This window comes from Loigolactobacillus binensis (assembly GCF_005405165.1).
GTDB lineage: Bacteria > Bacillota > Bacilli > Lactobacillales > Lactobacillaceae > Loigolactobacillus > Loigolactobacillus binensis.
In genome coordinates this window covers 1-16,186 of record NZ_BJDN01000025.1, presented here as the reverse complement: position 1 = coordinate 16,186, position 16,186 = coordinate 1, and the positions used below count along the sequence as shown (strand labels likewise).

The window sequence follows — 16,186 nt, the reverse complement described above, 5'->3', positions numbered from 1 at the left end:
ATGAAGTTTGCCGTGATTCAATTTCCGGGCTCAAATTGTGATCAGGACTTAGTGGCCGCCTTACGCGATGGCTTTCAGCAGCAGGCCGTTTTAGTCGATTATCGAACCGCCGATTTAACTGATTATGCGGCGGTTTTGTTACCGGGTGGTTTTTCGTACGGTGACTATCTACGTGGTGGGGCGATTGCTCGTTTTGCGCCGATCATGACTGCGGTGCGTGATTTTGCTGCTGCTGGTGGGCTAGTGATCGGTATCTGCAACGGCTTCCAGATCTTGACTGAAGCTGGCTTATTGCCAGGGGTTTTGCAACAGAATCGCAGTGCCAACTTTATCTGCCAACCAGCAGCGTTGACCGTTGTCAACAACCAAACCAGCTTCACCAAGGCTTACCAGCCGCAACAGACGATCACTTTGCCGATCGCGCATGGTGAAGGTAATTATTATTGCGACGCGGCAACGTTGGCTGAGCTCAAGGCACAGCGGCAAATTGCGTTTACTTATCAGGATAATCCTAATGGCAGTGTCGCCGATATTGCCGGCATCACCAATCGCGCCGGCAATGTTTTAGGCATGATGCCCCATCCCGAGCGTGCGGTGGAGGCCCTTTTAGGTAGTGAAGACGGTCGCGGTGTTTTTCAGAGTATGTTGCAAACATTAACGGAAAAGGTGGTACCAGCATGATCGAGCAAACAGCGACAGCAATCAAATCGAGCCGGTTATACCAGCAATGGGGCTTGACCAGTGCCGAATATCAACGGATCCAAGAATTGATCGGCCGCTTGCCTAATTTTACTGAAACTGGCTTGTTTGCAGCAATGTGGAGTGAACATTGTGCTTATAAAAATTCTAAACCGTTACTGAAACAATTTCCGACTAGTGGGCAACGAATTTTGCAAGGCCCAGGTGAAGGCGCCGGTATCATCGATATTGGTGACGGTCAGGCGGTGGTTTTTAAAGCGGAAAGCCACAATCATCCCACTGCAGTCGAACCTTATCAAGGGGCGGCGACTGGTGTAGGCGGCATTATCCGCGATATTTTTTCGATGGGCGCCCAACCGATCGCCATGCTGGATAGTCTGCGTTTTGGTGAATTGACCGATGCGCACACCCGATTCTTGTTGAAGGAAACCATCGCTGGGATCGGCGGCTACGGCAACTGTATCGGCATTCCGACCGTTGGCGGTGAGTTGGCGTTTGACGATGCCTACGCGGCCAATCCGGTGATGAACGCGATGTGCGTTGGCTTGTTGGACACCACGATGCAGCAAAAAGGCCAAGCCGCCGGAGCGGGTAACCTGATTTATTACGTTGGCGCCAAAACTGGCCGCGACGGTATTCAGGGGGCGATTTTTGCCTCGGCAGAATTTAACGATGACGTTGAGGCTGATCGTTCGGCGGTTCAAGTTGGCGATCCCTTTATGGAAAAGCAATTAATGGACGCTTGTTTAGAATTGATCCGCGAACACCCTGAAGCGGTCGTGGGGATCCAAGATATGGGCGCTGCCGGGTTGGTTTCATCCTCGGCGGAAATGGGCGCCAAAGCCGGCTACGGGATGACGTTGAATTTAGATGCGGTGCCGCAGCGGGAAAGTGGCATGATCCCTTATGAACTGATGCTGTCGGAATCCCAAGAACGGATGCTGATCTGCGTGGCTAAGGATCAAGGGGCGGTGGTGGAAAAGCTATTTGCTCGCTATGAACTGGACGCGGTGCAGATCGGTGCCGTGACGGCGGCTAAACAATACCAGTTGTATGCCCATGGCGAAAAAGTGGCTGACGTGCCGATCAAGGCCTTAGTTGATGAGGCGCCGGTTTATCAGCGGCCACAACGAATTCCGGCTCATTTATTAACAGCTGACCCGCAACAATACCAACCGCAGATCACCGATGCAGCGGCTGTTTTGACAGATTTGTTGCAACAGCCAACGCTTGCTTCCAAGCAAGCCGTTTATCGCAGCTACGATACCCAAGTTAAAACGAACACGGTTGTGGCCCCAGGTTCGGATGCCGCCGTGCTTAGAATTCGTGGCGGTCGTAAAGCGTTAGCGATGACCACCGACGGTAACGGGCGCTACTTGTATTTAAATCCCGAAATTGGTGGGCAAATTGCGGTTTGTGAAGCGGCCCGTAATATTGTGGCTAGCGGCGGCGTTCCGTTAGGCATCACCGACTGCCTTAATTTCGGTAGTCCAGAAGAGCCGGAAAGCTTTTATGAACTGGCGCAGGCAACCAAAGGGATGAGCGCGGCCTGCAAGGCCTTAGCAACACCGGTGATCTCCGGCAACGTTTCGCTGTACAACGAATCTAACGGTACGGCGATCTACCCAACGCCAATGGTCGGCATGGTCGGTTTGATCGCAGATTTAGCTTTGATCACCACGCAAGACTTCAAACACGCCGGGGACGCCATTTTCTTAGTCGGCCAAACCCGCGCGGATTTTAATGGTAGTGAATTACAAAAAATGTTGACCGGCAATATTAGTGGCGCGTTATTTGATTTTGATCTAGCCACGGAAATCAGCAATCAACAATTAGTCCAACAAGCGATTCGGGCGGGAATCGTTAGCAGCGCGCATGATCTAGCGGAAGGCGGCTTAGCGGTCGGTTTGGCGGAAAGCTGCTTTGGGCGGCAATTAGGCGCCACCGTTGAAGTGGCGATGCCAGCCAGCTGGTTATTTGCCGAAAGTCAATCACGCTTTATCCTTACCGTGCCGGCCGCGCAAGCAGCGGCTTTTAGTCAAATGACCGGTGAACAGGCGCAACAGATCGGCACGGTGACGGCGGCGACCGACTTGGTTATCAAAACGAATACAGAAACACTGACGTTAGATGTTGTCACCAGCAAACAGCAGTGGGAAGGAGCATTAGCATGGTAAGCGAGGTCAAAAGTCTCAATGAAGAATGCGGTGTATTTGGTATTTGGGGCGATGCCCAAGCGGCCGAGCTAACTTATTTTGGCTTACATGCGTTGCAACATCGCGGTCAAGAAGGCGCCGGGATCGTCGCCAATGCGCAGGGGCATTTGACCGGTGAAAAAGGGTTAGGTTTGTTGACGGAAGTTTTTGACCATCCAGATAAATTAGCTCATTTAACTGGCACCGCGGCCATTGGGCACGTGCGCTACGCCACCGCGGGGAGTGCCGGAATCGAAAATATCCAGCCGCTATTATTTAATTTTAACCAGCAGCAAGTGGCCTTGGCGCACAATGGTAATTTGACCAACGCAGTTAGTTTACGGGCGGAATTAGAGGCGGAAGGCGCCATTTTCCACGCCAACTCTGATACCGAAGTGCTGATGCATTTGATCCAGCGCCAAACCGCGGCAACGTTTGAACAGCGTTTAAAAGCCAGCCTGCGCCAGATCAAGGGCGGTTTTGCTTACTTAGTGCTGACCAATGATGCCTTGTACGCTGCACTAGATCCTAACGGCTTTCGGCCGTTGGCGCTGGGCCAGTTAGCGACGGGGGCCTACGTTGTGGCTAGCGAAACTTGCGCTTTAGACACGGTCAATGCGCGCTTCATCCGCGACGTGCAACCAGGTGAACTGATCAAAATTGACGATCACGGCTACCAAGTTAAGTCCTACACCACGGACACCCAATTGTCGGTTTGTTCGATGGAGTTCATCTATTTTGCCCGGCCCGATTCGACGATCTACGGTGTCAATGTCCATCAGGCGCGGGAACGGATGGGTCAACTTTTGGCTAAAGAACAGCCGGTGGACGCTGATATCGTCGTTGGCGTACCGAATTCGTCTTTGTCAGCGGCGAATGGTTACGCGGCGGCCAGCGGCATTCCCTACGAAATGGGCTTGATCAAAAATCAATACAGCCAGCGCACCTTCATTCAGCCCACTCAGCGCCTACGGGAGCAAGGGGTGCGGATGAAGTTATCGGCGGTGGCGGCAGTGGTCAAAGGAAAAAAAGTCGCCTTAGTCGATGATTCGTTGGTGCGGGGCACGACCAGCAACTATATTGTCCGCCTCTTAAAAGAAGCCGGTGCCACCGCGGTGCATTTGCTGATCGCTTCACCGCCATTGCGCTATCCTTGCTTTTACGGCATCGACATTGAAAACACCCGCGAGTTGATGGCAGCTAATCTGACGTTACCGCAAATGCAAGCCAAGATTGGCGCTGATTCGTTAGGCTTTCTAAGCGTAGACGGCCTGATCGCCGCGATCAATTTAAAAAGCAGTGCACCGTATTCTGGTTTATGTGTGGCTTACTTTAACGGCGACTATCCGACACCACTGTACGATTACGCCGCAACTTTTGAATTGCCGCAGGTGACGGCTTAGTGCAGCGTAGCTATCCTATCTAAAATAAATTACACGTAAGCGGATATCAGTTAGGTTCCATTCCGGCGCTGGCGTATGGAACGCGTGCGACTTGAACTAATGCCGAAGTACGGCAAGTCTAAGTCGCAGCTGTGCCGATAGTTGTTAATAGCGGGCTGTGCTATTTACAACTATGCGGTCTTGGCGAGATCCACTTTTCCTCCCGCTTTTGTTTTTGACTGGAAAAGTTAGCTCGCCAAACCGCCACGCGTTGCCATGTTTCTTGCGGCATGGTTTTTGCCACAAGAATGGACAACGACGCGTTAATCACGACTTTGGAACAAAGTCTACCGCTATTAGCTAGTCCGTCATCGCGCACCGGAATGGAATCTAACTAACTCTGTTTATAATTTATTTCCAATGAATATAAACGCTATACTGCACTAGTTAAAGGAGGAAAAATAATGAATGCTTACGAGAAGGCGGGCGTTAACATTGCTGCCGGAGAAGCCGTGGTCACTAATTTGCAGCAACAGATCAAAAAACTAAATTCGGCCAATGTGCTAGGCGGTTTAGGCGCGTTTGGCGGCTTGTATCAATTACCACCACGGCAGCAGCCAGTTTTAGTCGCAGGGACGGATGGTGTCGGCACTAAATTATTGCTGGCGATCCAAAGCGGCCAGCGGACAACGGTTGGCCAGGATCTAGTGGCGATGTGCGTCAACGACGTGGTCGCGCAAGGGGCACAGCCATTATTTTTCCTTGATTATTTGGCGGTGGCGCAAACGCAACCGCAGGAAGTGGCCGAACTGATGCAAGGCATCGTGGCCGGTTGTCAACAAAGTGGGATGACTTTGTTAGGCGGCGAAACCGCGGAAATGCCGGATATGTACGCTGCCGGCCATTATGATCTAGCCGGTTTTGCCGTTGGTATCGCCGAAAAAGCAGCCTTGCTGAAGCCAGAACAGGTGCAGGCCGGCGATATTTTGCTAGGCCTGCCTTCCAGCGGCTTACATAGCAATGGCTTCTCGTTGGTGCGCCAATTATTGTTTAAGACGCACGATTATCAATTTAGCGATACGCCAGCCGAATTAGCGGGGGCTAATTTACTGGATACATTGCTGACGCCGACGCAGATCTACGTTGACGCGCTGCTGCCGTTACTCAAACAACAGTTGATCGCTGGCGCGGCCCACATAACTGGTGGTGGTTTGCTGGAAAATGTACCGCGGATGTTACCGGCCGGTTTAGCGGCACGAATCAATTTAGGCAGCTGGCCGCGGCAGCCGATTTTTGATTGGTTGTGTCAATTAGGCCAGTTGCAGCAAAACGAAGCCTTCACGACCTTCAATATGGGCCTGGGTATGGTTTTAGCGATCCATCCAGCTGATCTAGCCGCGGTGCAACAAATCTTGACGGCTCAGCAGCAGGCTTTTTATCAAATTGGTGTCGTTCACTCCGGCGCAACCGGCGTGGAATTAGTGGAGGCTGACGCATGAAAAAGTTAGCGATTTTTGCTTCCGGCAATGGAGGTAACTTTGAGGCGTTGGTGACGGGCATTCAGCAGCAACAAGTCGCGGCACAAGTGGTGTTGCTGGTCTGTGATTATCCGACTGCGCCGGTTATTCAGCGGGCGCAGCGGTTAAAGGTTCCCATTTGGACCGCGGAATTTAAGCAATTTGCGGATAAAGCGGCCTTTGAAACGGCGATTTTAGCTCAATTACGTCAACGAGAGGTGGAATTGATCTTGTTGGCCGGTTATATGCGGATCATTGGCCCTACTTTATTACAGGCTTATCCGCAGCAGATCATCAATATTCATCCCGCTTTGTTGCCTAAGTTTCCTGGCCGTCACGGGATCGAAGATGCATTTGCCGCTGGCGTCAGCGCAACTGGCGTAACTATCCATTATGTCGATGCCGGCGTTGACAGCGGGCCGATTATCCAGCAAGCCGTGGTCCCAGTCGAACCGCAGGATACCTTAGCTAGTTTAAGTAGCCGCATTCATCAAACTGAGCATCGGCTTTATTTGCAAAGTCTGGTAGAATTATTAGAAGATAAGTAATTAAATGACAAAATAAGGGGCGCATCATTAATGAAAACAGCTTTACTTAGTGTATCGGATAAAACAGGATTGGTTGAATTTGCCCAAGGCTTAGTTACTCAAGGCTACCGAATTCTTTCGACTGGCGGCACCCAAAAAGTGTTGGCAGCAGCGAACATTGCCGTTACGCCAGTGGAAGAAGTCACGCATTTTCCGGAAATGCTTGATGGTCGGGTAAAAACGCTCCACCCAGCGATCCATGCAGCCTTATTAGCCAAACGCGATGATCCTGAACATATGGCTACCTTAGCTCAGCATAAAATCGATCCCATCGACTTAGTGTGCGTTAATTTGTATCCCTTCAAACAAACAATCATGCAACCGGCAGTCACAGAAGTGGCGGCCATCGAACAGATCGACATTGGTGGGCCGAGCATGTTGCGCTCCGCGGCGAAAAATTTTGCCGCGGTGTTGCCGCTCGTTGATCCTGCCGATTACCAACCGGTATTGACTGCGTTGGCCGCCGGTGAAGTTGATCAGGCCTTCCGCCGGCAATTGGCGACCAAAGTATTCCAGCACACCGCCAGTTATGATGCCTTGATCGCCGATTATTTGAACACCGAAGAATTTCCGGCCACATTACCGTTAGCGTATACCAAAAAACAAGAATTACGCTACGGTGAAAATTCCCATCAAAAAGCGGCCTTTTACGAAACCGCGATCCCGGAACCTTATTCGATCGCCCAGGCACAACAATTACATGGTAAAGAACTTTCTTACAATAATATCAAGGACTGTGATGCGGCGCTGCGGATCAGCCGTGAATTCAGCCAACCGGCCGTGGTCGCGGTCAAACATATGAATCCTTGTGGTGTCGGCTTAGCTGCTGACATTGAAACCGCTTGGGATCGCACCTTTGCTGCCGATTCGACTTCAATTTTTGGTGGCATCATCGTATTGAATCGTGAAGTTGACGTGGCCACCGCCGAGAAAATGCATCAACTATTCTTGGAGATCATCATCGCGCCTAGCTTTAGCCCCGATGCCTTTGCTGTTTTAGCGAAAAAGAAGAATCTCCGTTTATTGACCTTAGATATCAGCGCACCAGAACAAACTGAACTAGAAAGCGTCTCGGTGCTGGGTGGGTTACTGCGGCAGGAAGCCGATCAAGTCCACGAAACGGCGACCGATTTTGAAGTCGTGACTAAAAAGCAACCAACCGCCGCGCAGTTAAAGGCCTTAGAATTTGGTCAGATCATTGCCAAGCACGTTAAAAGTAATGCCATTGTAGTTGCGACTGCGGAACAAACGTTGGGCATCGGTGCCGGGCAAATGAACCGCGTTGGCTCAGTCGAGATCGCCATTCAGGCGGCCCAGGACAAACCAGGTTATGCCGACGCCATCTTAGCCTCCGACGCCTTTTTTCCAATGGATGATTCGGTCGCTTATGCAGCGGCGCACGGGATCACTGCCATCGTCGAGCCTGGCGGCAGTATCAAAGATAAAGATTCGATCGCTAAAGCCGATGAATTAGGCGTGGCGATGGTCTTCAGCGGTCGGCGGCATTTCCGGCATTAAGCTGGGTTGTGTTTGAAAAATAATATTGAGTTAGTTTTTACCGCTAATGTAGCGTAAACGTGGTTGAAAAAGCAGCTTATTGCATATAACTACGCTAGCCAAACGTCTCACTGCGTGCTACTTATTGGTTAGCTGCCATGTTTCTTGCGGCACGGTTTTTGCCACAAGAATGGACAACGCCCGTAGCATCAAAGATTATTAGCGTTTTTTGCTAATAATCCACCTCTATTGCGGAGTAGTAGGTTATATTCCATAAGCTGAGCGCTTTTTCAGACACACTCTAAGGAGGGCATCATGGCTAAAGTTTTAGTTATCGGTAGTGGCGGTCGCGAGCACGCCTTGTGCCGGCAATTTTTGTTGAGCCCGCAGGTGAGCCAAGTTTACTGTGCCCCTGGCAACGCGGGCATGGCGGCCGACGGTATTCAATTAGTGGCCGCCACTACTTTTGCGGCGTTGGCCACTTTGGTCCAGCAACAGCAGATCGACTTGACCTTTGTCGGACCGGAGATCCCGTTGCAGCAGGGGATCGTCGACTATTTTCAAGCGCGGCATTTGCCTATTTTTGGCCCAACTCAGGCCGCGGCCGAATTGGAAAGCTCGAAAAGTTTCGCCAAAGCGTTGCTGCAGGAACAGGGCATTGCCACCGCCGCTTATCAAGAATTCACCGATTACGCGGCGGCCTGTGCTTATTTGCAGCAGCAGCCGTTGCCGCAAGTGATCAAGGCTAACGGTTTGGCCGCCGGCAAAGGGGTCACCATTGTCAAAAGCTTGGCGCAAGGGCAAACGGTGTTGCAGGAATTATTGCAGCAGCACCAATTTAAAACCACCAGCGTGATCATTGAGGAATTTCTAGTTGGTGAAGAATTTTCTTGCATGGCATTTGTCGCCGGCGACCAAATCGTTCCCATGCCGCTGGCGCAGGATCACAAAGCGATCGGTGAAGGCGATAAAGGCGCGAATACTGGTAGTATGGGCGCCTATAGTCCGTTGCCGCAAATGCCGGCTGATCTGGCTAAGCAGGCCTTTGACCAGGTTCTGCGGCCGATCGTCACCGGGATGCAACAGCAGCGTGCCTTTAACGGGATCTTGTACGCCGGCCTGATCTTAACCGCCGCCGGCATCAAAGTGATCGAGTTCAACATGCGCTTCGGCGATCCGGAAACCCAGGTCGTCCTACCGCAGCTGACCAGCGATTTTTATCAGTTATTGCAGGATATGTTGGCCGGCAAAGAAGTTCAGCCTACTTGGCAGCAACAGCGGCTTACCTTAGGCGTGGTGGTAGCGGCCGCTGGCTACCCTGGCGCTTATCCACAGGCACTGCCGTTGCCTGACTTAACGCAATTGCCAGCTGACTTAACCGTTTATTATGCCGGCGTCACCGCAAAAGAACCGCACTTGGTCAGCGCTGGTGGCCGGGTATTCCTGATCGCAACACAGGCAGCCGATGTCCGTAGCGCACAACAAAAAATTTACGCTGCACTTGACCAGTTACCCTTAGCAGACTTTAATTACCGCCACGATATCGGTTGGCATGCCTTAGCATGAAAAAAGCCGATTTGTAGAACGTATTTTGACTATATTTCGAAAGCACGAACAAAGAATTGTGACATGGATTACAGGTTCTTCCTGGCATATGGTTAGCGTTAAACAGAATGAGTTAGGTTCCATTCCATCTGGCCGCAACTGAACTTAAACCTATTTTTGGTGTAGTGGCAGCCTTAGTTAAATCGTTTAAATTCATAATACAAAAACACTGATGAGAAAGTGAATTTTTCACTATTTTCATCAGTGTTTTGCGCTACGTAGATACGATTTAATTTTTAAATTTGCGAATTATCGAAGGTGTCGTTTATACTCAATTGTACTAACCAAACGACTAAACTAGCGAATAAGCAATGTTCAACCGGTGCCAAGGTGGAGTGGAGGTGCTGGCTTGTCAACGCGCCACGCGTTCCATACGCCAGCGCCGGAATGGAACCTAACTAGCCCTGTTCTCGTGTATTAAATGACTATATTTCAGGATGAATAGATTAATACGTCACAACACTTTTTAGTACCCTAATTTAAGATCAGCTTGATTGACACTTAACTTACCAGTGCGGCAAAATGACTGCAAATTAGGATAAAAAATAGCAAATAAGACGTCCTCGACATTATCAACGGTGCCGGTGGTGTGTGGCGTCATGATCAAGTTAGGTGCTTGCCACAGCGGTGAATCGGCCGGCAACGGTTCTTGCTCAAAAACGTCCAACGCGGCACCGGCTAATTGGCCGTTTTCCAAGGCAGTGATCAAGGCCGCCGTATCGACTGAGGGCCCGCGACCGACATTGATGAAGATCGGCGGTTGCGGTTGGCGGGCGAAAAAGTCAGCGTTAAAGAAATGTTGAGTAGCGCTGGTTAAAGGCAACGTATTCACGATGAAATCAGCCACTGGCGGTTGGGCGTTGCTAGCGGCTAAAGCGACGGTTTCAACGAACGCGGGTGCGGCGTGACCGTTATGGTTGACGCCGATCGTGCTCAAACCAACTTGCTGCAGCAATTGACTAATGGCCTGGCCGACATGGCCGGTGCCGTAGATCAGCACCCGTTTTTTCACAACAGAATACAGGACACGCCGGTGAATACGGCCTTGCCAGAAATTCTGCGGGTCGCGGTTTTGCGGGTGGGTGATGTAACGGGCAAAGTCTAAAATGTAACCGAGGACTGATTGCGCGATCGCATCGCCGTGAATGCCGCCGGCGTGGGCGACTAACACCTTTTGTTGCACCAACGCGGCCAACGGTAAATAATCGATCCCCGCTGAAGAAGTTTGAATAAATTTGACTCGGTTGGGGCCGGCCAAGATTTTAGCGGCCAGTGGGCTCCAAGCCATGATCACGTCGATGGTTGGCGCCATTTTAGGTTGGAAATTATTTTGGCGAATGACGTGGACGTCCGGTAAGCTTTCTAATTGACTGATCTGGGCCGCAGAAAAGTTCGTGGCAGTGAGAATATTCATTGATTAATCTGTCCTTTTAATGGGTTTAATTCCATTTTAAGCAGGCTAGCTTAAATCCAACTTAAGGGCACAAAAAAGATCGTGCCGGTAAAATTGGGCACGATCTTTTTAAATGAGTATTAGTTTTCTTCTTTTAATGCTGGGCGCCAGATGCCGAGGATTACACCGGCGACGACAGCACCAATCACGACGGCTAAGAGGTAGAAGACCCAGTTAGTTGCCAGTGGCGTTACCCATAACCCACCATGGGGTGCAGGAACGCTGACGTGCCAGAGCTGGCTTAAGCCACCGCCTAAAGCAGCGCCGATCACACTAGAAACGATCACGTGCAGTGGATCAGAAGCAGCGAACGGAATCGCGCCTTCGGTAATGAAGGAGATCCCAAGAACGTAGTTGGAAATGCCTGCTTTGCGTTCGTCGGCAGTGAATTTGTTTTTCCAGAAAGTCGTTGCGATGGCAGTTGCCAAAGGTGGCACCATCCCACCGACCATGACGGCGGCCATTAACTTACCGTCACCAGTTGCGGTGTAAACGCCGATGGCGAAAGTATAAGCGGCTTTGTTAAAGGGACCGCCCATATCGATCGACATCATCCCACCAAGAACCGTGCCCAGCAGAATCGCGTTACCAGTGCCCATACTCTTTAAGAAGGAAGTCAAGGCATGGTTGATCACGGCAAAAATCGGATCGACGATGAAGAACATTAGGAAACCGACGATCAGTAAGCCGAGGATCGGATAGAAGATCATTGGTTTCAAACCGTCTAATGACTTCGGCAAGTTACGGAATAAGTATTTCAGTAAGACGATCACATAACCGGCAATAAAACCTGCGGCTAGGCCACCAAGAAAGCCGGCGACACTGGTTGTTTTAACGATACTGGCCGCCGCGGTGTTGGCCATGAAACCACCGACGAAACCGGGCATCAACGCGGGCCGATCACCAATGGAAACGGCGATGTAAGCAGCCAAGACAGGAATCAAGAAACTGAAGGCCCAGTTACCGATACCGTTTAAGAAGATAAAAGTGGTGGAGTGGGCACCCACGGTTTGTTCGACCATGAAGGAGAGCGCCATTAAGATCCCACCACCAACGACGAATGGTAACATATTAGAGATCCCGTTCATCAAGTTAGCGTAGATCTTGCTCCAAGCGGATTTGCTTTCACCGTTGTCTGCGCTGGCACCACCATCGGCACCAGTAGCGTGGAAGATCGACCCCTTTTCAGCTAGCGTTTCATTGATCAATTCTTCCGGTTTTTTGATACCGTCGATCACTGGCCGGTTCAATAAATGTTTGCCGTCAAAGCGATCCATTTCGACTTTTTTATCAGCGGTAATGATCACCCCGACGGCGCGGTTGATGTCGTCAGCGGTCAAACGATGTTTAACACCTTCGGAACCGTTTGTTTCCACCTTAATGTCAACGTTCATCGCTTCGGCTTGCTTCTTCAAAGCGGCTTCGGCCATGTAAGTGTGGGCGATTCCAGTTGGGCAGGCGGAAACGGCGACGATAAAGGGACGTTCGCTGTTAGCACTAGCCGCTGGTGTAGCCACAGTTTGCGCTTTAGCGGCTTCAGCGGCAGCGTCTTTCGCTTCTTTGGCCGCTTGGGCGTCGGCGAATAATTGCTGTACGTCATCAGGTGTCTGGGCCTTTTTCAAAGCGGCGACTAGATCAGGATTGATCAATAAGCTAGAGAGGGCGGCCAAGGCCTGTAAATGGGTGTTATTGGCGCCTTCAGGAGCGGCGATCATGAAGAATAAATGTACCGGTTGGCCGTCTAAAGCATCGAAGTCAACGCCAGCATCACTTTTGGCAAATAAAACGGTGGCGCGGGTAACGGCTTTGTTTTTGGCGTGGGGCATGGCGATGCCGTCACCGATCCCAGTGGTTGATTCGGCCTCACGTTTGATGATGTCTTGTTTGTACAATTCTTCGTCATTGATGATGCCTTTGACGTAGTACTGGTGGACTAACTCATCGATGGCAGCAGCCTTCGTGGTTGCTTTGAGGTCCATGATCATGACGTCTTTGAGTAGTAGGTCACGAATATCCATGAATGTTACACTCCTTTTAAATTAATTTAATTGTTATAAGTTTCAATCTGGATGTTTTGCCGAACTTCATTGATTTTGGCCTGGTTAGCCAGATCTTCAGAAAAAGCGGTGGCGCTGCCGCAGGCTAAGCCGGTTGCAAAGCTCTGCAACGGATCGTGGGTCTGACTGAAAGTGCCGACAAAGCCGGCGATCATTGAGTCACCAGCCCCAACGGAATTGATCACGGTGCCTTTAGGGGCCGTGGATTTGTAAACTTGGCCCGGGGTGATCAGAAAAGCACCAGCGCCGGCCATGGAAACTAATACGTGCTTTGCGCCGCGGTCGAGCAATTTACGGCCGTATTTCACGATGTCGACGTCGTCAGTCAATTTAACGTTGAACAAAGCGGCTAGTTCATGATGATTTGGTTTGATCACTAATGGCTGGGCGCTTAAGGTGTCTAAAAGCGCTTGGCCAGTGGTGTCGATCACGAAATCAGCGCCGTGGGCTTTGATCAACGGGATCAAGTCACGATAAAAACTTTCTGGCAGGGTTGGTGGTAAACTGCCGGACATGACCACGATATCGCCAGCTTGCAGCTGTTCAAATTTGGCTTTGAAAGCGGCCAGCGCCGTGGCACTGATCGCTGGGCCTTGGCTGTTGATCTCCGTTTCTTCGCCAGCCTTGATCTTAACGTTGATCCGCGTGTCGGCGGTAATCTTAGTAAAGTCGGCGGTCATTTGTTCAGCGGCTAATTGTTGTTGGATAAAGTCGCCGGTAAAGCCACCGAGAAAGCCCCAGGCGGCGTTTTTGACTGCCAATTGGTTCAAGATCCGGGACACATTGATCCCTTTGCCCCCAGGTAGTTTGGTATCATAACTCATTCGATTGACTGCGCCCAAGGTTAACTGGGGCAGTTGTACGATATAGTCAATTGAAGGATTGACTGTTACCGTATAGATCATTTGATCGCCTCCAAAATGTCTGTTTGTTGTTGGTATTTTTCTAATTCGCGTTGACTTAAATGGTCCGTTACAATTGTTGCTTGTGACAAATTCCCGAATTTGGTAAAAGAAACTTGCCCGAATTTGGTATGATCCGCTAAAACAATGGTCATTTCTGCCTGTTCTAAAGCAGTGCGTTTGATGGCGGCCTCATCTGGATCCGGTGTGGTGTATCCATAATGTAGATGTACACCGTTAGTTCCTAGAAAAACCTTATTGAAACGATATTGTTTGATGGCGGCCACACCGTCCGCGCCAACGATGGCCTTAGTGATGTTTTTCAAACGACCACCGATCAAAAAACAACGAATATTGTAATCGGCTAACATTGAAGCGTGATTGACGCCGTTGGTGACAACCGTTAAGTTAGTCGTCGTTTTTAAATAAGGAATCATGGCTAAAGTTGTGGTGCCAGCGTCTAAGAAAATCACGTCTTGCGGTGTTAAACAAGAAACGGCCAATTTGGCTAAAGTTTCCTTTTCGGTAACACTTTGATTAGATTTTTCGCTGACGGCAAGTTCAGTTTGTAAGGCAGCCACCCGTTTGGCGCCGCCATGAACACGAATCAATAGGCCAGCTTCTTCCATTAGTTGTAGATCGCGGCGAATGGTTGACTCAGAAGCTTGTGTTGTACTGATCAGATCATGTAATTTAATAATGTCATGTTGTTTTAATTGATTAAGAATATATTGATGTCGTTCTTCTGTAAGCATTTTCGCCACCTCCACAAAACTAATTTACCACCAAAAACAGTCAAAATCAACAATAATCTTTCAAAATCATTCAAAAACATTTAAAAGCGACCACAAAATGGTTAATCAAGTGGTTTGAAAGTATTCAAAAACCGCGCTCCAAATTAATGGAGCGCGGTTTTTGCATACACTTTATTTATAATGACATATCAACAACTTCGCGGCCGACAATGTTGCCGGCCTTCATTTCATCAATAATATCATTAACTTCACTTAACTTACGGGTGTGAACGATCGGGTGAACTTTACCTTCAGCCCCAAATTGAAAGGCTTCGGCTAGATCTTGACGGGTTCCAACTAAGGAGCCAGCAACCTTAATACCATCCAACACGGTTTTAGCAATGTTTAGTTCCATATTGCCTTGGGGTAGGGCGACAGCCACTAAGCAGCCATCAGGACGAAGGGAGTCAATCGCCGCGTTAAAGGCATCAGCACTGACCGAAGTTACTTGCGCATTGTTGACCCCACCAACTTGGCGCTGAATTTCTTCAGGCACGTTAACTTCATGGCGATTGATCAAAACATCAGCACCTAAAGCCTTGGCCGCTGCTAGTTTATCAGGATTACCATCGACGACTACAACGTGAGCGCCGAACACATTCTTGGCATATTGAATCGCTAAATTACCTAAACCACCGGCGCCAACAACAGATACCCAATCGCCAGGTTTAGTATTACCAACGATCAATGATTTATACATGGTAACTCCCGCACAAGTAATCGAGCTGGCTTCGACTGGATCCAAGCCGTCTGGAACTTTAACGGCATAATTTGCGTCAACAATAACTTGTTGAGCCATTGCACCGTCAACGGTGAAACCTGAATTACGGACGTTACGGCAAAGTGTTTCTCGTCCAGTCAAACAATATTCGCAATGACCGCAACTGCCATAGAACCATGCAATCGAGACGCGATCACCAAGTTTAAGACTAGTGACACCTGGCCCTAATTTGCTAACTCGGCCAACACCTTCATGACCGATCACCCGACCAGGAACTTTACCGAAATCGCCGGCAGCAACGTGTAAATCAGTGTGACATAAGCCACAATATTCAACGTCAACTAAGGCCTCGCCGAATTCCAATGGTCGTAATGTTTTTTCAATGATATCAACGTACCCGTCAACTGGATCACGAACTACAGCAGCTTTCATCAAGAAACATCTTCTTTCAATTTTTTACGACAGACAAACAACTTGACTACACCATGATAATAACAAATTTGGTATTAATTATCAAGTGAATTCGTTAACAAAATTAATTCTTGTTGGGCAATAAAATTCAACTAGATTAGGATTGTAATCGCTTTTAAAGATAGAATAACTTATCACAAATGTAACTGTTTTATGATGGCTTTAAGGTTGGTCTTAGGAAATTATTTGCTTTAAAACAGACTAAGATACGCGTGGTGCTAGTTCGTCATAAAATCAAAAAAGCCTAAATTGTATACCAATATCGTCAATTCAATCTTTAATTGAAAACCAAATAGACTACGGGTG

Annotated in this window: 12 protein-coding genes; 7 read left to right on the top strand and 5 right to left on the bottom strand. The window is 49.4% G+C overall.

Going from position 1 to position 16,186, the window contains the following annotated elements:
- From purQ to purD, 7 genes are all read left to right on the top strand, one after another.
- Positions 1 to 681, top strand: a complete 681-nt coding sequence (gene purQ / locus FFM78_RS10835; RefSeq protein WP_137638439.1) for a phosphoribosylformylglycinamidine synthase subunit PurQ — start codon at positions 1 to 3, stop codon at positions 679 to 681.
- Positions 678 to 2,876: a phosphoribosylformylglycinamidine synthase subunit PurL gene (gene purL, locus FFM78_RS10830; protein WP_137638438.1), complete on the top strand. Its 2,199-nt coding sequence runs from the start codon at positions 678 to 680 to the stop codon at positions 2,874 to 2,876. Before purQ ends, purL begins: the two co-directional genes overlap by 4 nt.
- A complete protein-coding gene (gene purF, locus FFM78_RS10825) occupies positions 2,870 to 4,297 on the top strand; it encodes an amidophosphoribosyltransferase (protein ID WP_137638437.1) in 1,428 nt (475 codons plus the stop codon). Before purL ends, purF begins: the two co-directional genes overlap by 7 nt.
- A gap of 443 nt (positions 4,298 to 4,740) precedes the next feature.
- Entirely contained in the window at positions 4,741 to 5,775 is a 1,035-nt protein-coding gene (purM, locus tag FFM78_RS10820) for a phosphoribosylformylglycinamidine cyclo-ligase (protein WP_137638436.1), read from the top strand.
- Complete coding sequence (gene purN, locus FFM78_RS10815) at positions 5,772 to 6,341, top strand: phosphoribosylglycinamide formyltransferase (RefSeq protein ID WP_137638435.1); 570 nt, start codon at positions 5,772 to 5,774, stop codon at positions 6,339 to 6,341. The genes purM and purN overlap by 4 nt, the downstream gene beginning before the upstream one ends.
- A gap of 30 nt (positions 6,342 to 6,371) precedes the next feature.
- A complete protein-coding gene (gene purH / locus FFM78_RS10810) occupies positions 6,372 to 7,898 on the top strand; it encodes a bifunctional phosphoribosylaminoimidazolecarboxamide formyltransferase/IMP cyclohydrolase (RefSeq protein WP_137638434.1) in 1,527 nt (508 codons plus the stop codon).
- Positions 7,899 to 8,192: 294 nt separating this feature from the next.
- Entirely contained in the window at positions 8,193 to 9,443 is a 1,251-nt protein-coding gene (gene purD / locus FFM78_RS10805; RefSeq protein WP_137638433.1) for a phosphoribosylamine--glycine ligase, read from the top strand.
- A gap of 505 nt (positions 9,444 to 9,948) precedes the next feature.
- Here the strand turns inward: purD and FFM78_RS10800 are convergent.
- The 5 genes from FFM78_RS10800 to adhP all read right to left on the bottom strand — a co-directional run bounded on the left by FFM78_RS10800 (position 9,949) and on the right by adhP (position 15,841).
- Positions 9,949 to 10,896, bottom strand: a complete 948-nt coding sequence (locus FFM78_RS10800) for an NAD(P)-dependent oxidoreductase (RefSeq protein ID WP_137638432.1) — start codon at positions 10,894 to 10,896, stop codon at positions 9,949 to 9,951.
- 119 nt (positions 10,897 to 11,015) lie between these two features.
- Positions 11,016 to 12,953: a PTS fructose transporter subunit IIABC gene (locus tag FFM78_RS10795; RefSeq protein WP_137638431.1), complete on the bottom strand. Its 1,938-nt coding sequence runs from the start codon at positions 12,951 to 12,953 to the stop codon at positions 11,016 to 11,018.
- Positions 12,954 to 12,979: 26 nt separating this feature from the next.
- On the bottom strand, positions 12,980 to 13,897 hold the full coding sequence (gene pfkB / locus FFM78_RS10790) for a 1-phosphofructokinase (RefSeq protein ID WP_137638430.1): 918 nt from the start codon (positions 13,895 to 13,897) through the stop codon (positions 12,980 to 12,982).
- The gene (locus tag FFM78_RS10785; protein WP_137638429.1) at positions 13,894 to 14,649 is read right to left on the bottom strand and encodes a DeoR/GlpR family DNA-binding transcription regulator; all 756 of its coding nucleotides are present in this window, start codon (positions 14,647 to 14,649) and stop codon (positions 13,894 to 13,896) included. Before FFM78_RS10785 ends, pfkB begins: the two co-directional genes overlap by 4 nt.
- A gap of 175 nt (positions 14,650 to 14,824) precedes the next feature.
- Positions 14,825 to 15,841, bottom strand: a complete 1,017-nt coding sequence (gene adhP / locus FFM78_RS10780; RefSeq protein ID WP_137638428.1) for an alcohol dehydrogenase AdhP — start codon at positions 15,839 to 15,841, stop codon at positions 14,825 to 14,827.
- Between the last annotated feature and the right edge of the window lie 345 nt (positions 15,842 to 16,186).